28 protein-coding genes are annotated in these 26,441 nt (G+C 60.7%); 21 read left to right on the top strand and 7 right to left on the bottom strand.

What is annotated here, in order from left to right:
- From ACXAJT_RS23195 to cas7c, 6 genes are all read left to right on the top strand, one after another.
- On the top strand, window positions 1–630 hold the full coding sequence (locus tag ACXAJT_RS23195) for a hypothetical protein (protein WP_475239771.1): 630 nt from the start codon (window positions 1–3) through the stop codon (window positions 628–630).
- Between the two features lie 712 nt (window positions 631–1,342).
- Window positions 1,343–2,230, top strand: a complete 888-nt coding sequence (locus ACXAJT_RS23190; RefSeq protein WP_475239768.1) for a CRISPR-associated endonuclease Cas3'' — start codon at window positions 1,343–1,345, stop codon at window positions 2,228–2,230.
- 78 nt (window positions 2,231–2,308) lie between these two features.
- On the top strand, window positions 2,309–3,544 hold the full coding sequence (locus ACXAJT_RS23185; protein WP_475239765.1) for a CRISPR-associated helicase/endonuclease Cas3: 1,236 nt from the start codon (window positions 2,309–2,311) through the stop codon (window positions 3,542–3,544).
- A complete protein-coding gene (gene cas5c, locus ACXAJT_RS23180; RefSeq protein WP_475239763.1) occupies window positions 3,544–4,206 on the top strand; it encodes a type I-C CRISPR-associated protein Cas5c in 663 nt (220 codons plus the stop codon). Before ACXAJT_RS23185 ends, cas5c begins: the two co-directional genes overlap by 1 nt.
- Window positions 4,203–6,032 (top strand): type I-C CRISPR-associated protein Cas8c/Csd1, encoded by a 1,830-nt coding sequence (gene cas8c / locus ACXAJT_RS23175; RefSeq protein ID WP_475239761.1) that lies wholly within the window; start codon window positions 4,203–4,205, stop codon window positions 6,030–6,032. Before cas5c ends, cas8c begins: the two co-directional genes overlap by 4 nt.
- Complete coding sequence (gene cas7c / locus ACXAJT_RS23170; RefSeq protein ID WP_475239758.1) at window positions 6,032–6,949, top strand: type I-C CRISPR-associated protein Cas7/Csd2; 918 nt, start codon at window positions 6,032–6,034, stop codon at window positions 6,947–6,949. Before cas8c ends, cas7c begins: the two co-directional genes overlap by 1 nt.
- Before the next feature lie 190 nt (window positions 6,950–7,139).
- On the opposite strand, the gene ACXAJT_RS23165 is transcribed toward cas7c, so the two are convergent.
- Window positions 7,140–7,946 carry a helix-turn-helix domain-containing protein gene (locus ACXAJT_RS23165; RefSeq protein ID WP_475239756.1) on the bottom strand — a complete coding sequence of 269 codons (807 nt, stop codon included), beginning with the start codon at window positions 7,944–7,946 and terminating at the stop codon, window positions 7,140–7,142.
- A 113-nt stretch (window positions 7,947–8,059) separates the two neighbouring features.
- Here ACXAJT_RS23165 and ACXAJT_RS23160 point away from each other — a divergent pair, with 113 nt between their 5' ends.
- The 6 genes from ACXAJT_RS23160 to ACXAJT_RS23135 all read left to right on the top strand — a co-directional run bounded on the left by ACXAJT_RS23160 (window position 8,060) and on the right by ACXAJT_RS23135 (window position 15,626).
- Entirely contained in the window at window positions 8,060–10,066 is a 2,007-nt protein-coding gene (locus tag ACXAJT_RS23160) for a CocE/NonD family hydrolase (RefSeq protein WP_475239752.1), read from the top strand.
- Between the two features lie 146 nt (window positions 10,067–10,212).
- Entirely contained in the window at window positions 10,213–11,805 is a 1,593-nt protein-coding gene (locus ACXAJT_RS23155; RefSeq protein ID WP_475239750.1) for an ABC transporter substrate-binding protein, read from the top strand.
- A gap of 18 nt (window positions 11,806–11,823) precedes the next feature.
- A complete protein-coding gene (locus tag ACXAJT_RS23150) occupies window positions 11,824–12,762 on the top strand; it encodes an ABC transporter permease (RefSeq protein ID WP_475239748.1) in 939 nt (312 codons plus the stop codon).
- 1 nt (window position 12,763) lies between these two features.
- Window positions 12,764–13,642, top strand: a complete 879-nt coding sequence (locus ACXAJT_RS23145; protein ID WP_475239745.1) for an ABC transporter permease — start codon at window positions 12,764–12,766, stop codon at window positions 13,640–13,642.
- Window positions 13,642–14,670, top strand: a complete 1,029-nt coding sequence (locus ACXAJT_RS23140) for an ABC transporter ATP-binding protein (protein ID WP_475239741.1) — start codon at window positions 13,642–13,644, stop codon at window positions 14,668–14,670. The genes ACXAJT_RS23145 and ACXAJT_RS23140 overlap by 1 nt, the downstream gene beginning before the upstream one ends.
- The gene (locus ACXAJT_RS23135) at window positions 14,667–15,626 is read left to right on the top strand and encodes an ABC transporter ATP-binding protein (protein ID WP_475239738.1); all 960 of its coding nucleotides are present in this window, start codon (window positions 14,667–14,669) and stop codon (window positions 15,624–15,626) included. The genes ACXAJT_RS23140 and ACXAJT_RS23135 overlap by 4 nt, the downstream gene beginning before the upstream one ends.
- A 380-nt stretch (window positions 15,627–16,006) precedes the next feature.
- Here ACXAJT_RS23135 and ACXAJT_RS23130 read toward each other — a convergent pair whose 3' ends face one another.
- From ACXAJT_RS23130 to ACXAJT_RS23110, 5 genes are all read right to left on the bottom strand, one after another.
- A complete protein-coding gene (locus tag ACXAJT_RS23130) occupies window positions 16,007–16,240 on the bottom strand; it encodes a hypothetical protein (protein ID WP_475239735.1) in 234 nt (77 codons plus the stop codon).
- Window positions 16,237–16,920, bottom strand: a complete 684-nt coding sequence (locus tag ACXAJT_RS23125; protein WP_475239732.1) for an AAA family ATPase — start codon at window positions 16,918–16,920, stop codon at window positions 16,237–16,239. The genes ACXAJT_RS23130 and ACXAJT_RS23125 overlap by 4 nt, the downstream gene beginning before the upstream one ends.
- A 26-nt stretch (window positions 16,921–16,946) precedes the next feature.
- Window positions 16,947–17,354, bottom strand: coding sequence for a hypothetical protein (locus ACXAJT_RS23120; RefSeq protein ID WP_475239730.1), 408 nt, complete (start codon window positions 17,352–17,354; stop codon window positions 16,947–16,949).
- Window positions 17,338–17,613 carry a hypothetical protein gene (locus tag ACXAJT_RS23115; RefSeq protein ID WP_475239725.1) on the bottom strand — a complete coding sequence of 92 codons (276 nt, stop codon included), beginning with the start codon at window positions 17,611–17,613 and terminating at the stop codon, window positions 17,338–17,340. Before ACXAJT_RS23115 ends, ACXAJT_RS23120 begins: the two co-directional genes overlap by 17 nt.
- 244 nt (window positions 17,614–17,857) lie before the next feature.
- Entirely contained in the window at window positions 17,858–18,205 is a 348-nt protein-coding gene (locus tag ACXAJT_RS23110) for a hypothetical protein (RefSeq protein ID WP_475239722.1), read from the bottom strand.
- 186 nt (window positions 18,206–18,391) lie between these two features.
- Here ACXAJT_RS23110 and ACXAJT_RS23105 point away from each other — a divergent pair, with 186 nt between their 5' ends.
- From ACXAJT_RS23105 to ACXAJT_RS23090, 4 genes are all read left to right on the top strand, one after another.
- A complete protein-coding gene (locus ACXAJT_RS23105) occupies window positions 18,392–18,697 on the top strand; it encodes a hypothetical protein (protein WP_475239720.1) in 306 nt (101 codons plus the stop codon).
- 97 nt (window positions 18,698–18,794) lie between these two features.
- Window positions 18,795–19,061 carry a hypothetical protein gene (locus tag ACXAJT_RS23100; protein WP_475239718.1) on the top strand — a complete coding sequence of 89 codons (267 nt, stop codon included), beginning with the start codon at window positions 18,795–18,797 and terminating at the stop codon, window positions 19,059–19,061.
- A 65-nt stretch (window positions 19,062–19,126) separates the two neighbouring features.
- Window positions 19,127–19,432, top strand: a complete 306-nt coding sequence (locus ACXAJT_RS23095) for a hypothetical protein (protein ID WP_475239716.1) — start codon at window positions 19,127–19,129, stop codon at window positions 19,430–19,432.
- 94 nt (window positions 19,433–19,526) lie between these two features.
- The gene (locus ACXAJT_RS23090) at window positions 19,527–19,703 is read left to right on the top strand and encodes a hypothetical protein (protein ID WP_475239714.1); all 177 of its coding nucleotides are present in this window, start codon (window positions 19,527–19,529) and stop codon (window positions 19,701–19,703) included.
- A gap of 136 nt (window positions 19,704–19,839) precedes the next feature.
- On the opposite strand, the gene ACXAJT_RS23085 is transcribed toward ACXAJT_RS23090, so the two are convergent.
- Entirely contained in the window at window positions 19,840–20,715 is an 876-nt protein-coding gene (locus tag ACXAJT_RS23085; RefSeq protein WP_475239710.1) for an NYN domain-containing protein, read from the bottom strand.
- Window positions 20,716–20,923: 208 nt separating this feature from the next.
- Here ACXAJT_RS23085 and ACXAJT_RS23080 point away from each other — a divergent pair, with 208 nt between their 5' ends.
- From ACXAJT_RS23080 to ACXAJT_RS23060, 5 genes are all read left to right on the top strand, one after another.
- Window positions 20,924–21,232 carry a hypothetical protein gene (locus tag ACXAJT_RS23080; protein WP_475239705.1) on the top strand — a complete coding sequence of 103 codons (309 nt, stop codon included), beginning with the start codon at window positions 20,924–20,926 and terminating at the stop codon, window positions 21,230–21,232.
- A gap of 273 nt (window positions 21,233–21,505) precedes the next feature.
- Window positions 21,506–21,796, top strand: coding sequence for a hypothetical protein (locus tag ACXAJT_RS23075; protein WP_475239702.1), 291 nt, complete (start codon window positions 21,506–21,508; stop codon window positions 21,794–21,796).
- Window positions 21,790–22,095 carry a hypothetical protein gene (locus tag ACXAJT_RS23070; RefSeq protein WP_475239699.1) on the top strand — a complete coding sequence of 102 codons (306 nt, stop codon included), beginning with the start codon at window positions 21,790–21,792 and terminating at the stop codon, window positions 22,093–22,095. The genes ACXAJT_RS23075 and ACXAJT_RS23070 overlap by 7 nt, the downstream gene beginning before the upstream one ends.
- 885 nt (window positions 22,096–22,980) lie before the next feature.
- A complete protein-coding gene (locus ACXAJT_RS23065; protein ID WP_475239696.1) occupies window positions 22,981–24,540 on the top strand; it encodes an arylsulfatase in 1,560 nt (519 codons plus the stop codon).
- A 94-nt stretch (window positions 24,541–24,634) separates the two neighbouring features.
- Window positions 24,635–26,335, top strand: coding sequence for an alkaline phosphatase family protein (locus tag ACXAJT_RS23060; protein WP_475239693.1), 1,701 nt, complete (start codon window positions 24,635–24,637; stop codon window positions 26,333–26,335).
- Window positions 26,336–26,441: the final 106 nt, after the last annotated feature.

Below are 26,441 nucleotides of genomic sequence, written 5' to 3'. Positions count from 1 at the left end.
ATGTCATTTCGCCGCCACCTCCTGGGCACGACCCGGAACTCAAAAAGGACCCACCTGCGGAACGTCGCGAATATCATTGGCCTCATTCCTGACGGCGCGGCGGACATCCCCAAGCGCGGTGCCTTGGACCTTCTCGAAATGACCCACTGGGCCATCATGGCGGATACGGCTGGAACTCCGGCCGCAAACACGGCTCAGGTAGAGCGCTGGGCTCAAAGGAGCCCGGAACGTCTTCTGAAAGATGCGAGAGAGTTCCTCACCAGAGAGGGGGACTTGGCCACATCCGCAGGTGACAAAGCACAGAAGGCGTTCGCCGAGATGGTTTTGGAAAAGCTTGAGATGATCTCGAGCAGGCGCGGAGATATCCACGAACACCTCATGGAGGCTTCGGAGGCCGTCCACAAAGGTATGCCCTACAACATCGGGTCGTCCGATGTCGCTTCGGCAGACGTCATCGTCATTCCTATGCGAGAGCTTCTTGGTCTCGACGGAAATCCTGATGCCCGGGGCCCGGCTGCAGGAGACACAGATGTTGCTCGCACCGTCTGTAAGTCGATCGCAGCGGCTCTGAAGCTGGAGCGCGAGCAGGCAGCCGAGCTGGAGGCCGTACCGGGCGTGGGACCGAGGTGAGCTGAGGTGCTTGCGGTTCGAGCTCCATTAATCCAGATTTAAGAGAGCTTCGCTATACGGGTGGGTGTTCGCGTCCATCGTGACGCGTGGATTGAAAATCGGGTTGAGCTTATTTGGGATCTCCCTTTGACGCCATCCAATGGACCCGTGGATTGGAAAATCACCTGTGGACCCGTGGAAGAAGGCGATCATGACGGCTGTCCGGCGGAAGCGCTCGGCAGCCGTTTACCGTTTGGGAACCCTGGTCTCCACATGCTGTGTGCGCACACCAGCGCGTGGATTGGAAATCGGGAGGGCATCGGCAGAGCTTTGCTATCGCCTGGGGGCCGCCGATCGCTGAGAAAGCGGCTCCCACCAAACCTGAGCAGGTGTGCGCGTGGATTGGAATACCTCGAAGATTTTGGCTTGGTGTATCGGGCACATGGCGGCCGCTTGGGAACAGGTTGCCGTTAACCTCCTTTTCAAGATACCTCATGTACAAGGTCTTGCAGCCTCAAGGCTGCGTGGATTGAAACCATGGCACGATAGTACCTCTGACGCCCACGGGATGCTTGCGACAAGCGATGCGCTCAAAGGCCAGCGTTTGTTACGATTGTAAGGATTGCGCTGCACGCTGGCGCAGTCCTTACAGAATATTAAGGATTGACCCCTCCTGCAGTCATAAGCTATCCAGCCGTAAGAAAGAATAGACGGCTTCCGTCATGGATAAAATTTGACTGCAATATACGCTCACACCCTTGAGGGTCGTCCGGTCTCCGAATGGGAGACCTATGAAGATCACGCCCGAAACGTGGCTCGCGGCGCCGACGCTCGCGCAGATCAGTTCGGTGCCGGTTGGATGGGCGAGGCATGCGGCCTTCTGCACGATCTGGGGAAGGCCAAGAAAGGCTTTCAGGACTACCTTTTGGGGGGTGAGCAGGTGCCCCATGCTGTGGACGGCGCCAAGAAAGCCTTCGAGGTCACGAACCCCAATATGGCCCAACTGATGGCCTACATCATCGCTGGGCACCACACGGGCCTCCCAAACGGCCGCGGTGAGGCGATTGAAGGCGCCTCGCCCACAGTCCCGCTCGAGGAACGACTTCTGGGGGCCGTTGATGTGGAGATCCCCAAGGGAACCGAGCCCAGCGCGCCCAGACCTCCAAAGCCCCTGACCGGTGGCCGACCCGACCACTTCGAAATCCAGTTTCTCACAAGAATGGTATTCTCCGCTCTGGTGGATGCTGACTATATGGAGACTGAAGCCTTCATGTGGAAGCGTCGGCGTGATGCGTCCCCCACGCTATCGCCACTCAGGAAAGCTCTCAACAAGACCATCGCATCGTTCGGTGAGCCGACAACCTTCGTCAACGAGGTGAGGGACCGTGTACAGAGGACTGCGGGAGAGCGGTCAAGCTGGGAGCCTGGGCTCTTTTCCATGACAGTGCCCACCGGCGGGGCGAAGACGCTCGCCTCTCTCAAGTTTGCTCTCGAGCATGCTGCGCACCATGGTCATCGTCGCGTCATCTACGTCGCTCCCTACAACGCCATCATCGAGCAGACCGCGATGGAGTTTCGCAAGGCGCTGGGCAATCCGGATGCGGTTCTGGAGCACCACTAAAGCTTTGATCCGTTCTCTCTGGACAACGAGCGTCACCAGCGCGGCGCCATTCAGGCTGCCCAAAACTGGGATCGCCCCGTGGTGGTCACAACGGCCGTCCAGCTGTTCGAAAGCCTGTTTGCCAACCGCACCTCCAAGTGTCGCAAGCTGCACAATATCGCCAACTCGGTCATCATCCTGGATGAAGCGCAGAGCCTGCCCATCCTCTTCATGCGGCCATGCCTCGCAGCAATTCAGGAACTTTGCCGCGCATATGGGTGCTCGATCGTCCTGTGCACGGCCACCCAGCCAGCTGTGCTGGATGAAGACGGCCTCGAGATCCCGGAGGCGCTCCCGCGTGAGAAGGTAAGAGAGCTCGCACCTGAGCCTCATCGGCTCCATCACGAGTTGAAGCGGGTCGACATCCACAATGCGGGCCGGATCAGCAATCAAGATCTGTGTAACCGGGTTCGTGGCCGCCAGGCCCTGGTCATCGTCAACAACAAGACCCATGCGCGGGACCTCTTCGAACAGCTTCGCGGGGAAGGCACCTACCATCTGACGACCAATATGACGGCCCTGCACCGGCGAGCGGTCCTGACGGAGGTCAAAGAGCGCCTCGACCGGCGTGCGGAAAACCCCGATTTGCCAATCACTCTGGTCTCGACCGCTCTTATCGAGGCCGGGGTCAACATTGACTTCCCTGAGGTCTGGCGCGCCGTAGCGGGGATCGACTCCATCGCCCAAGCGGCAGGTCGCTGCAACAGGAACGGCAAGATGGACCGCCCCGGGCAAGTGTTCATCTTCGAGCCCACCGAGTTCTACATGATCCCGCCCGAGATCGAGCAGAATGCCGCCGCGGCGCGCGCCATCATCCCGCGGTTCGATGATCTCCTGCACCCCGATACGATCCGGGCTTATTTTCAGAGACTCTACTCTGTCCGGCAGCAGGCTGGTGATCTGGATGGCGCCGAGATCATGGACAAGATCGGTGTCATCGCCCGGTCGCGCGATCTCAACTACCCGTTCGCCAACATCGCAGCTCTCTTCAAGCTCATCCAGGAGGTCACTCTGCCGCTGATTATCGGCGTGGGGGAGTATGGGCTCACTCAGGAGGCTGAGCGCACTCTGCGAACCTGCCCCACAGGTGGCGTGATCTCGCGCGAGATGCAGAACTTCACGATCTCCATCAACGCGAAGACACGGCAGGCACTTATTGACCGCCGACTGGCAGAGGTGGTCCGCCGAGATGAGTTCGGTGACAGCTTTGTCGTGCTGCGTGCGGAGGCTCTCTACGACCGCTCCGCTGGATTTTCTATTCCGGAGAACTTTTGATGAAGTCGATTAAGCTCAGGGTCTGGGGCGATTTCGCCTGTTTCACGCGCCCCGAAAACAAGGCCGAACGTCTCTCCTACGAGGCCCCCACGCCATCCGCGGCGCGGGGCTTGCTCGAGGCTATCCATTGGAAGCCCGCAATGCGCTGGGTGGTGGATCGCATCCATGTGCTCAAGCCGATCCAATTTCAGAGTCTTCGTAAGAGCGAGGTCTCCGACAAGCTGACACCGACTGCTGCGGAGCAGGGGTGGAGGCATTCTGACCCATCTCTCACTCAATACGATGTCTCGCACCGGAAGCATCGACAGCAGCGGGCCATGCAGGCTTTGAAGGACGTGGACTATGTCATCGGGGCCCACATAGAGCTTACCGGGAAATCAGAAGAAGATACGGTCGACAAACATCTGAACATGTTCCGTCGGCGAGCTCGGCGGGGAGCCTGTTTCCAGCGTCCGTTCTTGGGCCTGCGCGAGTTCGCCGCGGACTTCGAGCTGATCGATGACGAGATCCCGGTGTCTGCTCTCAAAGGCGAGAGAGAGCTCGGCCTCATGCTCTATGACCTCGACTACGAAGCAGGCGTCACGCCGATCTTCTATGAGGCTCTCATGTCCGACGGTGTCATAGATGTCGCCCGCGCCCGGCAGGAAGGCTTGCTGTCATGACGATGCTGACGGCCCTCAATGACCTCTATGGTCGGCTGCTCGAAAATGGCGAGGCTCCTGGGTTCGGCCTATCGATGGAATACGTCGGCTTCGCCCTGGAGATCGACATGGAAGGAAACTTCCTTCGGTTGACGGACATCCGGAGCCTCAAGAATGAGACCCCCCAACCGGTGCGCAAAGCTGTGCCCCGGGTGCAGAGGACCTCAGGTGTTCTGCCCCGGCTCGGCGCCGACACCTGTGCCTATGTCCTCGGTGTCGATGCAAAAGAGGTGAAAGTCGGCGGAAGGAAGTCGTTTGAAGCAAACCTGTCTCCGCGGGCGGCCGAGAAACACACCGCATTCATCGAACGGCACCGTGAGCTCTTTGACGGAACCAATGACCAGCATCTGCAAGCTGTCCTCCGGTTCTTCGAAGAATGGACGCCGGAGATGTTCGTTGAGCGCGAACTGAACCCTCAAGCGCTCCTGCAGACGCTCCAGATCGAGATCGGCGAGGGGAACGACAAAGTTGTCCTGCATCAGCACCCGTCCATTGTCACAGAGGCGCAAAAGGCCGGTGATGGAGAGCTCGTAAAGTGCCTTGTTACCGGTGAAGAAGGGCCCTTGGCACAGATCCACATGCCGATCAAAGGCGTTCGAGGTTCTCAAGCATCCGGCGGCTACATGGTCTCGTTCAACAAGTCCTCGTTCTGTTCGCATGACAAGAAGAACGGGGCGAACGCTCCCGTGTCTGAAAAGGCCGCCTTCGGCTACGTGACTGCCCTGAATACATTGCTCGCAGAGCGCGGTGAAAACCGCAGGAATGCGCTGGTGGGAGACACCACAGTTGCCTTTTGGGCGAAGGCGGCCGAAGGCGAGGCATCCGACGAGTGCGACTGGATCATGAGCGCGGTCATGGACCCGCCAACAGACGCCGATGAGGCTTCCAAAGTGCGGGACACCATGCGGAAACTGTCCCAGGGCAAACCTTCGGATTTCTCGCGGCTCGACCCCGATACCGAGGTGTTTCTGCTCGGCCTTGCCCCAAACGCAAGTCGCATCGTGGTTAGGTTCTGGAAGCCGGGAACAGTTTCAGAGTTTTCCGAGAACACTCTGAAATTTTGGGATGAGATGACCATTTCCCCTGAGGGGTGGAAGGGCATTCCGGCGGTCTGGTCGATCGTTCTGGAGACCGTCCCAGCCGGCAAGAATGGGACGCGCAGCCTCAGCGACGCCGATCCATTGCTGTCGGGGGAAATCCTGAAATCTGTCCTGACTGGACGAAACCTTCCCGTCTCCCTGATGAGCAAGACCCTCGAGCGCATTCGCAAAGACAAGGAGGTGAACGGCCGCCGCGCAGCCATCTGCCGAGCCGTCGTCAACCAGACCACCTACAAGGAGAAACTACCCGTGAGCCTAGATACGACAGTAACTGATGAAGCCTACCTTCTTGGCCGTCTCTTCGCCCTGCTGGAAGATATCCAGAGCAAGGCTCTGCCCGGCCTCAACTCGACTATTCGGGATCGGTACTTCGGCGCGGCCTCGGCGACACCGGCACGGATCTTCCCAATGCTCGAGCGCAACATCAGTCACCATCTGAAGCTCATCAGACGCAATGGGTCGGGACACCTCGCCCACTGGTTCGACAAGCAGGTCGGGGAGGTGAAGGGCGGCCTTGGATTAACCATGCCGCGCATTCTGGGCCTGGAAGGGCAGGGGCGCTTCACGACCGGCTACTACCACCAGAAGGCCGACAAATGGGTGCGCCAGGATGCCAAGCGCAAGGCCGAAGCAATCTCTGCAGAAACCGCCGAAAACCAATCAGAACAGGAAAAGGAGATCGCCTGATGAACAAGCCGGAAATCGATCCGATCCAGAACCGCTATGAGTTCGTCCTCTACTTCGATGTGAAGGACGGCAACCCCAATGGAGACCCGGATGCCGGCGCCATGCCGCGGCAAGACCCCGAGACTATGCACGGCCTCGTTTCCGACGTTGCCCTAAAGCGCAAGATCCGGAACTTCGTGAGTGAGAACTGTGGTGAAGACGACGGGTTCAGCATCTACCAGTCGCAGGGCACCGTTCTGAACGAAGCGCATGCTCGGGCCTACGAAGCGTTGGGTGAGAAACCCAAGCCCGCCAAACTTCCTGAAAAAGCTGACAAGGCGGCCGCGATCACCCGTTGGATGTGTGACACCTTCTTCGACATTCGGGCCTTCGGTGCCGTAATGACCAATGAGGTCAACGCCGGCTCGGTTCGTGGGCCTGTGCAGATCAACTTCGCCCGGTCGGTCGAGCCCGTCATGCCGATCAACATCGGGATCACGCGGGGGACGGTCACCAACGAAAAAGACCGCGAAAAGCAACGGACGATGGGCTCCAAGTTCATCATTCCCTACGGCCTCTATCGCGTGCACGGCTACATCAATGCCAACTGCGCCAAGAAGACCGGCTTCGACGATGATGACCTGCAGCTACTTTGGATCGCGATCCGGGACATGTTCGACTTCGACCGCGCGGCCACCCGTGGAGAGATGGCCGCGCGCCGTCTGATCGTCTTCAAGCACCAAAGCGCGTTGGGCAACGCTCAGGCTCATAAGTTGTTCGATCGCGTGACCACCCATCGCCGCAGTGGAGAGGACTTGATCGAGGTGGGTGATCCGCGCCTGGACAATCAGCCCCCTGCGCGTGCCTTCAAAGACTACGACATTCAGGTTGACCTCGACGACCTCTCTAAGGGCATCGAGGTTTTTGAACCCTTCTGACGTCCAGCTTCGACGCCTTTTAGGTCATTGTTTTCAGACTTTTCCGCACGGACTCTTAATTCTCAGAGGTGAGCCCTTGCCGTGCGGGCAGGTGTAGACATCGCTCTCGACACCACACTTCGCAACACACTCGGAGTGTGTTCATAGATCGACGTCGCGTCGAGTTCACAGTCAAGCTCTGCAAAATGTTTCACAGCTGCTCAACATCGAAGGTCCAGGCGCCCGGCGCCATGTCGTTGCGCACAAGCTGGACGATCCGCGGATCGAGCGCCTCCGGCGGGAAAAGGCCGCATTGCACGATTGCCTGCCGGGCATCGACGTTCTGTCCCAAGTAGTCGAGCACCACCCGCGAGGCTGCGGGTTTGCGCCCGCGCTTCAGCGGCCCGCCGGTCTGGACGCCGAGTAGGTAGTCGACCCCAGCGTTGTACGAGGGATACAGGATCATCTGGGTGATCGAGGAGGACAGCATCGCTTCGTTTTCCACCACGTTGATGCGCTCTCCGAGAAAGAACACCAGGCCCTCGTACTTAAAGACGTCCTGCGCACCGCCCTGCACCGAGACCTCGCGCTCGACGTTCTTCCACAGGAAATAGCCGTCCTTGCGTGTGATCTGCGCGTAGGAGCGCATGATGCGCCCGGGATTACTGAAGGAGTGGTAATATCGGAAGTAGCCGCCGCAGTAGCGGTCGAGCGGCTCGGAGAACTGGTTGAGCCGCTTCAGAGTAGGGCCGAGCGGTGTCGCCTCTACCTCGCCGCCCGGGCGTCGGCGCAGCGAGATCAGCTCGGTGAAACGCACCGGTTCCATCAGCAATTCCGCTTCGGTCACCCCGAAGAAATCGCAGATCTTCCGCATGTTGTGGCGCGACGGGCGGACGGTGCCCGAGAGGTACTTATTGAACTGCTGGCGGTTGATTCCGATCCGGCGGCAGACATGCGCGATGGACGGAAAGAGCGTGCAGGCGAAACCGAGGTTGGCTGACATTGGGTCAATGGACATGATCTGAAGCTACCTGACGCACTTTAGAAGTCAACCTGCGCCATGACGCGAAATTGTGACGCTGTCGTGCGCATGTCACGATCTGCGGCACTGATACGAAAGGACGCCGCCGCATGGACCAGCACAGCCCGCTTCAAGAGGTCATCGAGGAACGCCACGTCGAGATCGCGCTGCCGGACGGCTGCATCCTCGCGGCGCGCATCTGGCGCCCGGCGGACGGTGCGCCGGTGCCGGCGATCTTCGAGTATCTGCCCTACCGCAAGGGCGACGGCACGCTGGCCCGCGACGCGGTGCGTGCCCCCTATATCGCGGCGCGCGGCTATGCCTATGTGCGCGTCGACCTGCGCGGCACCGGCGAGTCCGAGGGGCTGATGGTCGACGAGTACACCGCGCAGGAACTGCAGGACGGCTGTGACGTGATCGCCTGGATCGCCGCACAGGACTGGTGCGACGGCGGCGTCGGCATGGTTGGCATTTCCTGGGGCGGCTTCAACGGCCTGCAGGTAGCCGCGCTGCAGCCGCCCGCGCTGAAAGCCGTGGTGTCGATCGCCTCGACCGATGACCGCTACGCTGACGACGTGCACTACATGGGCGGCACCATGGTGGTGGACCAGATCTCCTGGGCCTCGCACATGTTCGCCATCAACACGCTGCCGCCGGATCCCGACCTTGTCGGGGAAAAGTGGCGCGAGATGTGGATGCAGCGGCTCACCGGATCGGGCCTGTGGCTGAAGAATTGGGCCGAGCATCAGCGACGCGACGAGTTCTGGAAGCACGGCTCGGTCTGCGAGGACATCAGCCGCGTCCAGGTGCCGGTCTACGCTGTGTCGGGCTGGGCCGACGGGTACTGCCGCACGGTGTTCCGCCTCATGGAAAGCCTACAGGGACCGAAGAAGGGCCTCGTCGGCCCATGGTCGCACAAGTACCCGCACATCGGTGTGCCGGGGCCGGCGATCGACTGGAACGGCGAGGAGCTGCGCTGGTGGGACCAGTGGCTCAAGGGCGTCGAGACCGGCATCATGGACGAGCCGCAACTGCGCCTCTACATGCAGGACCACGCCGAGCCCGCCAGTTTCTATGCCCATCGTGACGGCCGCTGGATCGAGGAGCCGAGCTGGCCCTCGCCGAACGTGGCACGCACCTGGTTCGCGCTTGGCGCGGACGGCTCGCTCGGGCGGGACGACGCGCCGGCAGGCACCCGCGACATCCGCTCGCCGCTCGGCACCGGCATCGCGGGCGGCAAGTGGTGCTCCTACGCCAAGCCCGGGGACCAGCCGGTCGACCAGCGCCGCGACGACGCCGGCAGCTTGGTCTTCGAGACCGCGCCGCTGGCGGTCCCGCTGGAGATCGCCGGTGACACCAACCTGGAGCTCAGCTTCACCGTGGACCAGCCGGTCGCCCAGGTGGCGGCGCGCCTCGTCGACGTGGCGCCCGATGGCGCGGCGACGCGGGTCAGCTACGGGCTGCTAAACCTCACGCACCGCGACAGCCACGAGAGGCCCGAGGCGATGGTGCCGGGCGAGGTCTACACCGCCACCGTGCCGTTCAAGCACGTCGCCCAGACCTTCCGGGCCGGCCACCGTCTGCGGCTGGCGATCTCGACCAGCTACTTCCCGATCGCTTGGCCGTCGCCCGAGCCGGTGACGCTGCGCGTCGACACCGCGTCGAGCCGGCTGGTCCTGCCGCTGCGCGCCGCCACCGATGCCCCGGAGCCGCGCGATCTGGGTACGCCGAAGGGCGCCGCGCCGATGGAAAAGGACGTGCTGGCGGCCGGTCGTTCCGACTGGGTGGTCAGCGAGGACCTGGCCAAGGGTGAGACCGTGGTGCGGATCACCGACGACGACGGCCGCATCCGCATCGCCGACAACGGGCTGACCACCGGCGCCTGCGGCGTCGAGACCTATTCCTTCAGCGGCACCGACTGGCGCTCGTTCAAAGGGCATGTTGTCTGGGACCTCGATATGTCGCGCGGCGACTGGCGGATGTCGAGCCACACAGAGACCGAGATGACCGCCACCGCCACGCATTTCGTTATCAAGGCGAAGCTCGTCGCGAAGGAAGGCGAGACCGTCGCCCACGAGCAGGAGTGGTTCTGCGAAATTCCGCGTGACCTCGCGTGATCGCAACCCCAGCGCTGCACCACGCGCCGGGACATGAAATACTGCGCCGGAAATCCCGGCTGCTGGGCGGGGCGCTTGACTGGGCAATGTCCACGCCCGACACCACCAACGAAGGCCGAAGCGGCCAGCTCACAGGGAGTACCAGAATGACCGATCAGACCAATACCGCAAACCCGGGCATCGGCCGCCGCGCCTTCCTGCGCGGTGCCACCGCCACCGGGATCGCCGCCGCGACAATGCCGCTCGGTTCGCGCATCTGGGCGCAGTCCGGGAGGGTGCTGCGCGTCAGCTCCTATGCCGACATCGACGCGCTCGATCCAGGCTTCTACCAGAACGGCTACAACGTCGACGTGATGAACTGCATCTACTCCAAGCTGGTGCGCTACGTGCCCGGCCGTGAGTGGGACTGGGAGCTCGAGGCCGCCGAGGAAATCGAGCAGATCGACGACACCCACATCCGCTTCAAGCTCAAGCCCGGCATCATGTTCACCGGCGGCTACGGCGAGATGACCGCCGAAGACGTGAAGTTCTCCTTCGAGCGGGTGCTCGAGCACGACAGCCCGGTGAAGAGCGACTGGGGTCCGCTGGACCACGTCGAGGTGACCGGCACATACGAGGGCACCATCATCCTGAAGGAGCCTTTCCAGCCGCTGTGGAGTATCGCGCTGCCCTATGGCACCGGCCACATCGTCTCGAAGAAGGCGGTGATGGAGGCGACCGAGAGCGGCGGCAGCTTCGGCATGGAGCCGCCGGCCTTCTCCGGCCCCTACGTTTTGAAGGAATGGAAGCCGAACCAATATGTGCACCTGGTGCGCAATCCCGAGTGGACCGGCGAGGCGCCGGGCTTCGACGAGATCCGCATTCTGCCGATGGATGACACCAAGACCGCCGAGCGCGCCTACGAGGCCGGTGATCTCGACTACACCGAGATCACCCTGTCGTCGCTGGCGCAGTACCGCGGCAACGTTCCCGCCGACACGGTGATCGAGGAATATCCCTCGCTCTACTACGTGTGGCTGGGCATGAACGTCGACAACCCGGCGCTCGGCGACGAGAACCTGCGCAAGGCGATCCAGTACGCGATCAACGCAGAGCAGATAATCGACGCCGCCTACTTCGGCGAGGCCGCCCCAGCCACCGGGCTGATCGCGCCGGGCCTGCCGGGCCACCGCGAGACCCCCTCGGTGCCCGTCGCCGGTGATCTCGACAAAGCTCGCGAATACCTCGAGGCCGCCGGCGGCCCGCCGGCGGAGCCGCTGACCATCGATGCGCTCAATGCCACGGTCTGGAAGACCATGGCCGAGGTGATCCAGGCGCAGCTGGCGCAGATCGGCATCCAGACACAGATCAACGTGCAGGATTCCGGCTCGTTCTGGACTCTCGGTATGGAAAGCGAGGGCGAGCGCTGGAAGGACATGCAGCTGGTGCTCAACCGCTTCTCGATGCTGCCCGACCCCTATTACGCGACCAGCTGGTTCGTCACCGATCAGGTCGGCGTTTGGAACTGGGAACGCTTCTCGAGCGAAGAGTTCGACAAGCTGCACCAGCAGGCGCTGAGCGAGGCCGACGGCGAAAAACGCGCCGAGTTCTACCGCACCATGCAGAAGCTGATGGAAGACAGCGGCGCCTACAAGTTCATCACCCATGAAGGTACCCCGGTGATGTACCGCGAGGGGCTGGAGCCGGCATTGCGCCCGGACGGCCGCCCGCTGTTCATCGATTTCAAGGGCGAAGTGTAAGAAGGGAGACCGCGACCCGTGATATTCTACGCAACTCAAAGGTTCGTCCTTTCGGTCGTGATCGTCATGGTCGCGGTCTCCATCCTGACCCTGATGCTGCACGTGGTGCCGGGCGATCCCGCGGTGATGATCCTCGGCCCGCGCGCCACGCCCGAGCTGATCGAGCAGACCCGCGTCGCCATGGGGCTCGACCAGCCGCTGCCGGTGCAGATCGTCACCTTCTTCGGCAATATCCTGCGCGGTGATCTGGGGCAGGACGTGTTCACCGGCCGCGCGGTGTCGCAGATCGTTTTCGAGCAGTTGCCTTACACCCTGATCCTAATCACCGTCTCGATCCTCTGGGCGGCGGTGCTGGGCATCGCGCTGGGGTGCTACTCGGCGCTGCGTCGCAACACCTGGCTCGACACGCTGACCGGGGTGATCTCGGTCGGCACGATCTCGATCCCGGCCTTCGTCATGGCGCTCTACTCGGTGCTGGTTTTTGCCGTCTGGCTGCGCTGGCTGCCGGCCATCGGTGCCGGCGAGGGCTTCTGGGACGCGGTCACACACCTCATCCTGCCCTCCTTTGCCATCGGCGTGTCATGGGTCGGCTACGTGGCGCGGATCGTGCGCGCATCGATGCTCGAGGTGATGGGCCAGCCACATGTGCGCATGGCCCGCGCCTATGGGCTGCCCGACGGCTGGATCACCCGCTCGCACATCCTCAAGATCGCAGTGCAGCCGGCGGTGACGCTGATCGGCACCGGTGTGGCGCACCTCTTCTCGGCGGCGGTATTCGTCGAGGTGATCTTCGCACGACCCGGCATCGGCGCGCTGATAGTGCAGGCGGTGAACGAGCGCAACTATCCCATTGTGCTGGGCGCGGTGCTGGTGACCACAGGCATTATCGTGCTGGCCACGCTGATCTCTGACCTGGTGATCGCCTGGCTCGACCCGCGTCAGCGAGAGGAGCTCTAAGATGACCGACGCAACCCAGGGTCCGCTGCCTGAACCCGGCCTGCTGGCGCGCAGCCTGCGCGTGCTGTCTGGCAACCGCACCGGGGTGATCGGCTTCGTGCTGGTGGCACTGATCGTCGGCTCGGCGATCCTCGCGCCGTGGATCGTGCCCTATGACCCCACCGCCATCATGACCGGCCCACGCATGGCGCCGCCCTCGGCCGAGCACTGGCTCGGAACCGACAATATTGGTCGCGACATCTTCAGCCGGGTGATTACCGGCGGGCGGATCGCCATGCTGGTCGCCGCCGCCTCGCTGACCGCGGCGCTGAGCGTCGGGCTGCTGCTGGGATTGATCGCCGGGCTGGGACCGCGCTGGCTCGACAACCTGATGCTGCTGGTCTTCGACGCGCTGCGCTCGTTCCCGACCATCGTCTTCGGCCTGGCCGTCGTGACCATCATTGGTCCGAGCCTGTTCACGGTGATGCTGGTGGTCGCGATTACCTCAGTGCCGATCTACGCGCGCATCGTGCGCACCCAGACGCTGGCGCTGAAGAACGCCGAGTTCATCCTTGCCGAGCGTGCCATGGGCGTCGGCCTGCCGCGACTTCTGTTCGTGCACGTGCTGCCGAACGTGCTGGGCCCGCTGCTGATCCTCGCCTCGATGGATGTGCCGCTGGTCATCGCCACCGAGGCGGGGCTGAGCTTCCTCGGCATGGGGGTGCGCCCGCCGACGCCGTCCTGGGGGGTGATCCTCAACGATGGCTACAACTTCATCCGCAACTCGCCCTGGCCGGTGATTGGCGGCTCGATCCCAATCATCCTGGTCACCCTGGGCTTCACCTTCATGGGCGAGGCGCTGCGCGACATCTTCGACCCCAAGCTGAGAAAGGCCGGCTGATGGCACCCTCCGTTGCATCACATCCGACCGCAGAGGCTCTGCGGGCCGCCGACCCCCTGGTCTCGGTCGAGGGGCTGTCGGTGGATTTCGACACTCCGCGCGGCACCATCCACGCCCTGCGAGACATCTATCTAGAGGTGCCGAAGGGCAAGGTGCTCGGCCTTGTCGGCGAGAGCGGCTGCGGCAAGTCCACGCTGGCCTATTCGATGATCGGTCTACTGGCCGAGAACGCCAGGGTCGCCGGCGGTGCCATCCACATGGGCGGGCAGGACCTGGCGCAGCTGGGGCCGAAGGCGTGGCGCGACCTGCGCGGCCGGCGCATCTCGATGATCTTCCAGGACCCGATGACCTCGCTCAACCCGGTGACCACCATCGGCAAGCAGATGATCGATATCCAGTATCGCGAGCCCGGCAGCCGGGCCGAGAAGCGGGCCCGCGCGATCGAGTTCCTCGAGCAGGTGCAACTGCCCGACCCGGCGACCAAGCTCGACGTCTACCCGCATCAGCTTTCCGGCGGCATGCGCCAGCGGGTGTGCATCGCCATGGCGCTACTGACCCGGCCCGACCTGCTGATCGCCGACGAGCCGACCACGGCGCTCGACGCTACGCTGGAGATGCAGATTGTCACCTTGCTGCGCGAGTTGCAGGAGAAGTTCGGCTGCTCGGTGCTGTTCGTCTCGCACCACCTCGGCACCGTGGCCGAGCTCTGCGACGGGGTGGCGGTGATGTACGCCGGCGAGGTGGTCGAGCGGGGCGCCGTGCGCGAGGTGTTCCACACGCCGCGTCATCCCTATACGCAGGCGCTGTTCGACTGCGATCCGGCCCGGATCCGGCAGGCCACCCGGCAGTTGCCGACAATCCCCGGCACGCTGCCCGACCTGCGCCAGCCGCCCGCCGGCTGCGCCTTCCGGGCGCGCTGCACCAAGGCCTTCGCCCGCTGCGCCGCCGAGCAACCGCCGCTTTACGCCGCGGGGCAGGGGCAGGTGGCGCGCTGTCATCTCAACGATCCGGCGGAGGACGCGGCATGAGCCTTCTGAAAGTCACCGGCCTGCGTATCCGCTATGCCCGGCAGGGCCGGCTGAAAGCGGCGCTGCGCCGCGAGAGTCACGATTTCGAGGCGGTCTGCGGGGTCTCGTTCACGCTCGAGCCGGGCCAGACACTGGGGCTGGTGGGCGAGAGCGGCTCGGGCAAGTCGACCATCGCCCGGACGCTGATCGGGCTGAAGAAATCCTCCGGCGGCTCGATCCGCTTCGACGGGGCCGAGATCTCGGGGGCCTCAGGCCGCGACTGGGCCCGGCTGCGGCGTGAAATGTCCATGATGTGGCAGGACCCGGTGGGCTCGCTGTCGCCGCGGCTGACGGTAAAATCGCTGGTCACCGAGCCGCTGCGCATCAACGGGCTGCCGACGGGCCGCGCCGAGGCCGAGCGGCTGCTGGGGTTGGTCGGACTGCCGGCGGAGTTCGCCACGCGCTATCCGCACCAGCTCTCGGGCGGACAGGCCCGGCGCGTTGGCGTGGCGCGGGCGCTGGCGCTCGACCCCAAGCTGCTGATCGCCGATGAGCCCACCGCCGGGCTCGACATGTCGGTGCAGGGCGAGGTGCTCAACCTTCTGGCCGAGGTGCAGGCGCGCAGCGGCGTGGCGATCGTGATCATCACCCACAACCTCAACCTCGTGCGCCACGTCACCGATCAGATGGCGATCATGTACCTGGGGCGCTTCGTCGAGCAGGGACCGACGGAGCAGGTCTTCGCGCACCCGCGGCACCCCTACACCAAGGCGCTGCTGGCGGCGAACCCCGAGCCCGACCCCGAGGCGCGCCAAGAGCGCGTGGCGCTCTCAGGCGAGGTGCCGAGCCCGGTGAACCGGCCCCCGGGCTGCGATTTCCACCCGCGCTGTCCCTGGGCCCGCGAGGCTTGCGCCGCGCGCGAGCCGGACTGGACTGAAGAAGACGGTCGCGGCCACAGGTGCCTCTTTCCGCTGTGAGGTCCGGAGGTCCGGAAGGCCTCTCGATATTGACCTGCCTGATCCTTGAGGGTGAGCGGACGCGGCGCTTATGGTCAGTATGGGCTTTGATGATGGGTTGGTTAGCCCCTCCTGACGGCACTTGTGCCAGATTGATCCATGAAGGATCAGGAGGAAAAGGCTATGAAGGAAGTCTCTATCATCGGCGTTGACCTGGCGAAGCTGGGCTTTCAATTCCGTCTTGCCTACTGAAGACTGATGGTCTGCGACAGAGCAGGAAGGATCGTATCCTACGTTGAGTTTCATTTTACCCCCTGCAGCTTTGATTGCCCCGGCTTTCAAGGGGCTTCTCAATTGCTATGAGAGCAAGGACTCAATGCTCTGACATCGCTCTCGCTCAGCTAGCGGGTTTCGACCTCGACCTTGGTTTCGGAGCCTCCAATCTCCTTGCCTCGGTCGAACGCAATCTTAAGAAGGCTCTCCACAGGATTGTCGGGCTCGACGCTCGACGCCGGGATGCCAATGAGCTCGCCATTTCGTTCGATCAAGATCACCGTCCCCTGAGACCTCAGGCCCAGCGCCTCGCACACCGACCGCACCTTCGCGACATCCTTTGCGTACTTTTCAGAGTTCACGAGTTGCTCTCCTTGGCTGCATCGGCGAGATCGGCCCGCATAGCCTCGATGTATCTCCCAGCTTGCCCAAGGCCGTTAATCTGCATCTGCCCCCAATAGTCGTCAAAGTGCAGGCGCTCACCGCTCGGCGTCACCAAGACCTCGTCACACAAGGCACTCATGACCTCCCGGCTATGCGTGATGACGATGAACTGCACGTCAGGCTTCGAGGCAATGATTTCCTTGAGGCCGTGGCCCACGACAATCTGCTTTGCAACCGAAAGGCCTCGCTCGGGTTCATCGATGATCTGGATGGGCGCTGTGGCAGAGCGAGCGATCGAAATTGTTTGAGACGCGGTGGCCTGGCCCGAGGACTTGCTCATGAGCGTCAGTTGCAGGTCTAGATTGTCGAAGTCGAATTCGGGGCGCACCTGCAGGTGATCCTTCGCCAGATCAATGTAGGCCATCTTCGTGCCGCGCGGCACCTTGGGTGTGATAGCGACCGGGCTCTTGTCAAAGCTGCTGATGACTTGTGAGCGCGACCACGCTGTCTCGAAATGGGCACGGATGCAGCCCACCAGGCTGCTCTTGCCGGAGCCATTGTCCCCGGTAATGATGGTCACCCGATCGGTTAGGGTGAAGGTGTCGCCTTTCTTGAATAGGCGAAAATCTTCGGTGAATTCGATCTTGTCGATCAGCATGTGTAGTGGTGTCCTTCGAATGAGATTCAGGCTGAGGCCGAAGCGGGGAGAGACTCTGATTTCTCCATCCGCTTGAGCTGGGCGTTGACCGTGTTCCGGTACTGTGCTGGGATCGGCAAAACAGTGGCCAAGTCCCCGTATTGGAAAGCGAAGATCGCGTTACCGGTCACTCGGTAGGTGGCTCCCACACCGTGACGATGCCGTAGCCAGTCTAGGTGCCTCCGAAACTGGCCCACAAAGTCTGAAATCTTAGCGCCATCAAGGGCCCGCTCCGCTTCGCGCTGGGCAGCCTTCTTGGGTACACCGAGCCTCTTTCGGATCCTCTTGACCGCATGGTTCGACACCCAATTGCGTTCGGGAAGTTCGCTCAGGGCCACACCAGTCTCAGGGTCAAATTCAGGAAGGTCTGGCGCGAGATCAGGATTGGGCAGCATGAGCTTTCTCCCTTGCTGCTGCCTTGGCATCGATCCGGTCTTGGTATCGCGCCCTGCTGACGCATCCGCAGAGCCACATCGGTACGTAGAAGAAGGCTGCCAAAGCCGTTCCGAACGCAAACCCCTTCAAGCCGCCGGCCTGACCGCCGGCGAGCCCTGTGGCCAAGGTAAGGATGACGACGAACATCGTTCCCGGGTGAGGCCCGCAGTCGGGCAGGGTGCCAGCGCCCCGTGCAATTTCAGAGAAAATCTTCCTCATGATTTATCCTTTTGGCATATCGCTGTCAGGATATCCTGCAGGTGCCTAAAATCTGATTTATGGAGCCGCTTTGCCGATCAGCCGCGTTCTGAGAGCGACTGCTTGGCACGATCTCGCCAACGAGTGACCTTCTCGCGCAGCTCACTCTCCGGCGCTTCCAAAGCTTCTGTGAGCCTGGCTTCGAAGAATGCGATGGGGTCGCAGTCAATGCAGGGTTTGGATAGCAGTCGGTTGTGTTCGCAGATCATTTTGAGCCTTTCCATTCTTCAGTTTCCAGGAGGTCAGACAGGTAAAAGTGGTTCACGCGGGGGATCGTGTCAGCGTTGTAAGCCATAGGGGACTGCCGTTTTCCAAATAGGCGCTTGAGGGTTGTCAACAGCCTCGCGCCGAGTTTGGGCTTCTTCCGTAGCTTGCTTGAGATGGCCTTTCCGCTCGCGCTATAGTCTACCACGGAGATCGACCAAGGCGCAGTCTCGCCCGCATCCCTTTTGACGTCGTATGCCTTGGCCACGTGTCCGAAGCGCTTTTCAACATCGGCTGCGATCAGCGCTCTCACGTCGTCTTCGTCGTAGTTAAAGGTGATCTTGGCCATTAAGGATCAGTCCTCTTTCGTACAGGCGATGGGTGCTAAACCGCTCACCGAAAATCCAAATATAAGAATAGAGTGGCGGCAGACGGGTTGCGTGTCAACAATAAAGAATAAATCTGGAGGCAATTCTATTCTTGAAGATGCGCGGGGCTTAAGTTAGAAATGTTGACACAAGTAAAAGGAACGAACATGCCGGTTTTCCAACAAATTGACCGCGGCGCTAACGGCGTTAACTATGCAAAAATGCTGCTGCCGGTTCCGAGTGCTAAAAGTGGGTACTACGCGTGTGCTTGGTATCCTGACAACAAGCCGGTGGAAGAATGCCCGGAGCGGCGCGCGATGTGGGATCTGCATGACAAAGTGGGCGGCACTCTTAAAGAGTTTCACGGCAAAGAAATCGCTGAAGTCGTCAAGACGGACGAACGCTTCAAGAACCTCATGCCCGTCGGCGCCCAGTTCGTGAAAAAGTTGAGCGTCCTCGTCTTCGATCTCTGATCACGTCCACAGACTCTGAAAACTACACCCCTGTCGGTTCGAACCCGGCAGGGTTGCCTCAACACGGCCGCGCTCGGGCCATTTCTAGGAGAGTTCAATGCCGCACTACGTCAAAGGGACCATCACCCTCATCAAAGGCACCGCTGAGGTCATCGAGGCCTGCTACCCTATCTCCCAGGGGGATCAGGGGAAGATCGGTTGGGATTACGCTGCGGGCGGCGACCGTGAGCTCTACGACGATGACGCCAGGCATCTTACGCGGAAGGGGGAGAAGCTCTTCTATGACGAGCACGGGGAAAAGCACCTCGAAAGCAACATCGAATGGCGCGATGACGACATTGACGAAGAGGAAGATGAACTCTGATCGAGCTTGTCCGAACTCGCGTAAGTCACTAGAAATCTAGGCAACTGTCAGAGAGGACCAACCCGATGCCGTTCTCCAGCTCCACCGAGATCAATCGCAACGGGGCGACCTACGCGACCATGATGATGCCCGAGGAGATTGGCACCGGCCCGAAGCACTATGCTGGGACCTGGCACTCTGATCGTTCGGGCATCGAGCAAATCGAACTGCAAGCTCTACAGGCCCTGCACGCGAAAGTCGGAGGGACTCTGAAAACTTTCACCAGCAAAGAGGTCTTCGAGGCATCGGAGCGGGACGAGAAGTTCAAGAATTTGGCGCCAGTCGGAGCTCAGTTCTCAAAGAAGCTGACCCTGATGGTCTTCGACCTCTGACCCAGCAATGGTGCGTGGTGCCGGTGTTGAGGCTTGTTCCGCGGAGACCTTTCCCCATATGCTGAAGGGCGGGTGCTAAGAGGGGAGACAACCCATGGCCAAGCCTAGTAGGTGCAAGGAGACGAAGGTAGGCGAGCGCACAGCGGTGTGGCTGCGAGAGAACCATGACGCCATCGTGGCGGAGTCTGATTTCATTCAGAGATCCGGTGTTCCCGGACAAGAGCTAGCCCTCAACTACCCCGGGACCGATGCAGAGGTTGAAAGTCTCTGAATTCTGCGGGGAATCTTACCTTGTTGTTCAAGACATCCGCCTTCTTGCGATGAACTGAGTAATCTAGAATTCGTCTGTTGACGGTCAGAGAATGATGGATGGCTGCATATGGTTCTTTGGTTCCTATAGACGCTTCTTAAGGCCGCGGTTCCATAAGCTCTGTGGTCCCATTTACTGAAAATCCTTTAATCTTGGGGACGTGCCGAGCCCGAATGCTGTCCTTGTACTGGTCGTTGGAGACGATAGGAGCACCTAGGTCGAGTGCAAGATCGATGATGCTGATGTCGGCGGGCTCCGACGGCGGGCAGTATTCCATGTTCACATCGCGGGCGATCAGGTTTCGGATCTTGGCGATGGAGGCGGGCTTGCCGGTGAGTTTGAAACCCGCATTGCGGTCGAAAACGATATGCGGTGTCTGGCGCTTGGCAACCAGTAGATCAATCACCGCCTGCAGCGTCTCGATCTTGGCGCGCCCATCGTCCCAATGCATGACGTTGGAGCCATCCACGATCGCAAGGTCCGAACGCCATTGACGCGCTGGGCGGTCGACCTCCGACAATGGGGTAGCGTGGGCAGCGAGGGCTTCCCAGGTCGTCTTCCTGCGGTTTCGGTAGTAGGCATTCCCTTTCGCACCAACTCCGGCCACGTACCGCTCAGAGACCGAAGTCGACGACAGCTTCACCAGGACATTGGCCTCGGGGTGCGTGCGCGCGGCTTCGTTCCGCAAAGCATACTCTGCTGAGCTGCGCTCCACGCGTTCGCTTGCGACCCAACCGAGCGGCTGAATGTGGTATCCATCTATACGATCGGCATCGGTAGTCTCGAAGATGGAGCTCACCAGGCGGATACGCTCTAGTTGCCTACGCGCTTGCTCCACTTCGTTCTCGGCGGCATCCCCTGCGCCACCTTCAGTAGTGCCGGTTGTACGTAAGCCCCCTGTTTTGAGCGGGCTAATGATCAGCTTGAGCAGCCTGTTCAAGCGAACCCTGATGCGGCCAATGAGGTCTTTCAAAATTCAGTACTCCGTAAAATCCGGGGAGCGACTATAAGGACGCCTTTAGCTTCGGCAAGAGGTCTCAAACCGGTGCCTTGAGCGGCGTGGCTTCGCAGGCACGTGCGAGTGGTATCGAGCTCGACGCAGAGCTTTCCAAAACCGTTCATGACTTGATGTTTTATTCATTAAAAGCTATTCTTTAAAAATAAATCAGAATGGCGACACTATGATCATGACTGGTCTCATTACCAAGGTTCAGAAGGTCGAGCCCGACACGCTCGCAGCATGCCACGCACCTGATCTGGCGCCCAGCTACAGCCACTGCGTTGAGGTGTGGTGGGCAGAAGGCGACGAGGCGACGGAATCCGATAGGGAAGAGGCGCTCGCATTTGCAAAGGAGATGCGCGGTCGGACTTCTGATGTCGATGGGAAGACCATTCTGCGATCGTTCGAGAGCGGAACCAATGGAGCAGCAGTTCTGCCGCTCAAGGAATGGGAGAACATGACCCTTACCATTGTTTTCTTCAACGTTTGACGGCCGCATGCCATGGGGAAGCTCAAGGAAAAACAGCATGAGCGGCTTCACCGTTTGAGCCAAGAGGCTCGAGCTATCCGTCTATCCTTTGTGCGTGGTGAAATCACCGAAGACGAAGCCCTAAACCAGCTGCAGAGATTGCGCAGACCGGACAACTGGTGGTCACGGCTCTTCAACATGCAGCTCCCGAACTAGAACATGAGGAAATCGAGACATGGACTACAAAGCAATCGCAACGAGCGCGCAGCTGCGGCGCCCCGGGTGTGAGGCCCCATGATGGAAAACTCTGAATATTCCCGTGAGATGCCTTGGAGCGATCTGAAGGTTGCCTTCGGCGTCGACGATGAAGACGGTCTTTGGGATTGGGTCGGCCGCAGTGGCACCGCAGACGGCCAGCTCCCCAATGGATGGTCGCTAACCGAGACAGACAGTAGTGGCGCAAGGAAGGTCGCAATCTTCCGCGTTGAAGGCCCCTTGAGCGAGAACGACGGAATGAAGGTCGCCGAGCTGCTCCAGCGTTTTCAGCTGCCGGTTCCTGCCATCGGAGGAGGCCCGACATGCTGACTGACAAGCAGAAAGCAGCCAGCCGGCTTGCAGACAGCATCCGAAAGACTCCAGAAGGGACAATGGAGGCACTTTCGGCGTCCGGTTCCTGGCAGACCGTCCCGAAAGCGGCCCAAGAAGAGATCGAGCGCCTTCGGGCAGCTCCTCCGGCGGAAGAGATGGCCATGCTCGTCCGGATGCTTTGTCGTCACGTGCCCGCCGGCAAGCAGATCAAGGCTAGAGCTGTGGACTTCCTGCGTCGCTATAGCCTCGAAGGCAGCCCCTTGAGAAACACGCAATCGGAGTACTCTGAAAAATGACGATGCCGAAGCCCAGCTCCGAGGGCCCCGGTCCCAAGATAGAGGAGACCGCGGCGTGACGCCTGAGATGTCTGAGGTCTGCCCATGGTGTGGTGGCCAAGCAGTTCAGGAATTGCAGGAAGCCTGGGCCATGTAGCGCCCGAGATTGGAGGATAGGAGATGGCATCATGATCGAGAGTTTCGGCTGCTCAAGCAGCTATGCGCAGTCTGTCTCAATCTCCAAATCTTCAAGGTTATGCGATGCCGGGTCTACAAAACTCTGCAAAAAGTGGATCATTGCGGAAACGATCGCATCGGACTGCTGGCGAAACAGGGGAGCACCAGCTTGAGGATGCCAGTATCACCACGCCACGAGGCCGCCCTTCCTGCGGGTCAGACGCATAGCGGTACCGCTCTGATAAAGATGGAGTGTTCGAATGGGGCGTCTGATTCCCTCTCCGAGCGTCAATGCCTGGAGAGCATATCGCGCCCATATACCGTAGTTGCCGCGGGGCAAACACCGAGCAGCGGGCCGCCGACTTCCTCTGACACCCTTTGATAGAGACGCGCAAGCAGAGGCGTCGGGATGCGCTGCTATGGCTCCGCAGTCAAAGCTTGCGGCAGGCCGACATCCTTGAAAGCGAAATGCTTTGCATTGCGGCGATCTCGGGCTTCGAGAAAATACGGCAACGGACCTGTGCACGTGGCACGGGTGATTGCGACTTGCTCCATAGGTATCGGGAGTCGCAGTTGGCTCGAAATGGCAACATTATTTTTCATGCGGCGGAGTGGCGTACTTATAGTAGAGTGATACGAGAGATTCTCTCGCTAGGGTCTGGCCGCTTTGCATATGCCGCGGGGACGCGCTGTGGCGACATAAACTGAGGAGGAGAAATGGCACTAAGAATGACCTTCATTAAGGCGGTTGCAGTCGCACTCGCACTTGCGGCGCCGGCGTACGCGCAGGAAGCGGAAAAGCCGAATATTCTCGTCATTTGGGGCGACGATGTTGGCATGCACAATATCAGCGCCTACAATCATGGCGTGATGGGCTACGAGACGCCGAACATCGATCGGATCGCCGCAGAAGGCGCCATGTTCACGGATGCCTACGCGCAGCAGAGCTGCACGGCGGGTCGTGCGTCTTTCATCACTGGGATGCATCCTTTCCGTACAGGGCTGCTGACCATTGGTATGCCAGGATCGCCGCACGGAATTCCGGAGTGGACGCCAACCATCGCAGGCCTGCTCAAAGACCGCGGCTATGTCACCGGTCAGTTCGGCAAGAACCATCTGGGCGATCAGGACAAACACCTGCCGACGGCGCACGGCTTCGACGAGTTCTTCGGCAACTTGTATCACCTCAACGCCGAAGAAGAACCGGAAACTTACTACTATCCTGACGATCCGGAGTTCCGGGAAAGGTATGGCCCCCGCGGCGTGATCCGGGCCTTTGCAGACGGTGAGGTTCAAGATACGGGTCCGATGACGCGTCAGCGCATGGAAACGGCGGACGAAGAGTTCCTGACCGCAGCTCTCGACTTCATGGACAGGTCAGTTGAGCAGGAGCAGCCCTTTTTCGTTTGGATGAACACCACCCGCATGCATGTGTGGACCAGGCTCAAGCCCGAAGCTGTAGGCCGCACGGGCATCGGGCTCTATCCCGATGGTATGGTCGAGCATGACGACCATGTGGGCGTTCTGCTGGACAAACTTGAAGAGTTGGGGATCGAAGACAATACCATCGTGATCTATTCGACCGACAACGGCGCCGAGAAAGTGTCTTGGCCCGACGGCGGCATTACCCCGTTCCATGGCGAAAAAGGAACCACATGGGAGGGTGGCTTCCGTGTGCCGCAGGTCGTGCGTTGGCCCGGCGTGATCGAGCCTGGGAGCAAGATCAACGAGATTATCAGCCATGAGGACTGGATGCCCACCCTGCTTGCCGCGGCGGGCGACCCGGACGTGGTCGAAAACCTGAAGGAAGGCATGACGGCCAATGGTAAGGAGTTCCGCGTCCACCTAGATGGCTACAACTTCATGCCGTTTTTCTCCGGTGAGACGGAGGAAGGCCCACGCGACAACATTTTCTACTTCGGCCCGGATGGCGATCTGAACGCTGTGCGCTGGAACGACTGGAAGATCCATTTCGCGCGGCTCGAAGGCAACATCGCTGACAGCGAGCGGACGGTGACCGGTTGGCCCACGATCATCAACCTTCGTGCCGATCCCTACGAAGAGATGTGGATGGAATCGGAAATGTACCTGCGCTGGATGGCGGACAACATGTGGCTGTTCGTGCCGGTGCAGGAAGTGGTCAGCAATTTCCTCAGCACGATCCCGGACTATCCGTTCCAGGAAGGGCAGTCACTTAATGCTGCTGGCATCAACTACCAGTCGTTGAAGGCAATGGACATTCTCGAGCAAATCCGCACACGTGGAATACTTGAGCCGTCGTACCAGTGAGATTTGGCCCGGCGCGGCCTTGCGGGGTGCGCCGGGCCAAATTGGCTGACAAATCTAATCTGGTGAGCCATATTCAAACGCCTGGAAGACAATGATGAATAAACTCGCAATCAAGTTAGCTGGTACATGTGTCGTCTTTGCTTCCGCCCCGTGGTTGGCGAACGCGGCCGATGCGCACAGAGACCCACCCCGCCTCGTCCTACAGATCACCGTCGATCAATTGCGGGGCGATATGATCAGCCGTTACAGCCAGCATTTGGGCGAAGACGGCTTTCAACGTCTGCTAGATGCGGGCGTGCACTATGTCGATGCCCACCATCGCCACGCCAATACCGAAACGATCGTTGGCCATACGACGCTGGCGACAGGTACCGATCCGTCAATTCACGGCATGGTCGCTAACCTCTGGTTTGATAGGATTGGTGGCACCCAATTTTACAACGTTCAGGACCCTGACTACCCTCTTGTGGGCGCACAAGGTATAGATGCGGATGCTGAGATCGACCCGACACAGCGCGCCGCCACGACGGACGGGCGGTCGCCACGCAACATCCTAACCTCCACGATCTCGGACGAAATTGCTTTACATTTTGGCCCCGAAGCGAAGATTTTCGGCGTATCCATCAAGGACCGAGGCGCGATTTCGATGGCCGGTCATGCAGGCACCGCCTACTGGTTCTCAAAATCAGAGGGCCGCTTCGTAACCTCTAGCTTCTATCGGTCTGACTATCCCGACTGGGTCGAGGCATGGGAAGCGAAGGGCGTCGTCGGTTCGTACGCCGGGTTTGATTGGACACCGATGCACGCGCTGGAGGACTACCAGTTCGGAGACCGCGACGACCAACCATGGGAAACCGACCTCCCAGGCTTTGGACGTGTTTTCCCACATTCCTATGGGTCGCCAGACAGCGGCGGATACACCACGTTGCTTACTTTGAGCCCGGCAGGCGACGAAATCACGGTCGATTTTGCAAAAGCGCTCATTGATGCCGAGGATATCGGGCAGGACGGGGTTCCCGACTACCTCGCGGTCAGCTTGTCTTCGACGGATTACGTCGGTCATGTCTTCGGGCCATCCAGCCTTGAGGCTGAAGACAATTTCGCACGGCTCGACCGGACATTGTCGGAACTGCTGTCCTATGTGGATGCCCGTGTCGGGCTCGACGAGACGTTGGTTGTTTTATCGTCAGATCACGGCGCACCGGAGCATCCCGACTACCTGGCCATGCTCGGCATCGAGGCCGGAACATTCGATTTTACAAGGGTCGATACTGAGCCGGGATTTGTACGTCTGACCGCAGAATTTGGGGAGAGCAGAGACCTAATCCTGAACTTCTCCAACCCCTACCTCTACCTCAACAGCGCCGAGATCGAAGCGCGCGGTCTTGACCGCTCGACCGTTGAGCGCGCCGTTGCAGAAGAACTTGAGCGCCTACCGGGGATCGCCAAAGCCATCGCCAGTTCGGACCTGCGCACCGGGCGGGTGCCACGCAGCAAGATCGACGACGCGGTGCTGGCCAATTTTCATCCCGACCGATCGGGCGACATCTACATCGTCTTTGAGCCGCATTGGTTCATTGCGGATTTCGACGGGCTGCATGTGGCGTCCGCCCATGGCTCTCCATGGACTTACGACACACATGTACCAATCATCATCGCGGGGCCCGGAATCGAGCCGGGGCGCATCTCACGCCGGGTAGAAACTGTTGACGTCGCTCCAACGATCGCAGCTTATCTAGGCACCAAGCCGCCCACAGGCGCACTTGGTAGACCGCTCGTCGACGCGGTGAGGTAACTCCGTAGGTCCGCCAACAAATCCTCCGGTGGAGGACAAAGCGATCGTAGTCAGCGCCCTTGATCCCGCAATCCTCACGCTCAGGTGTCAGGTCTTCGGTTTCATC

The organism is Salipiger sp. ABF4_146 (assembly GCF_056161345.1).
Note: the sequence above shows the minus strand (reverse complement) of the source record. Positions and strands in the feature narration are given on the sequence as shown.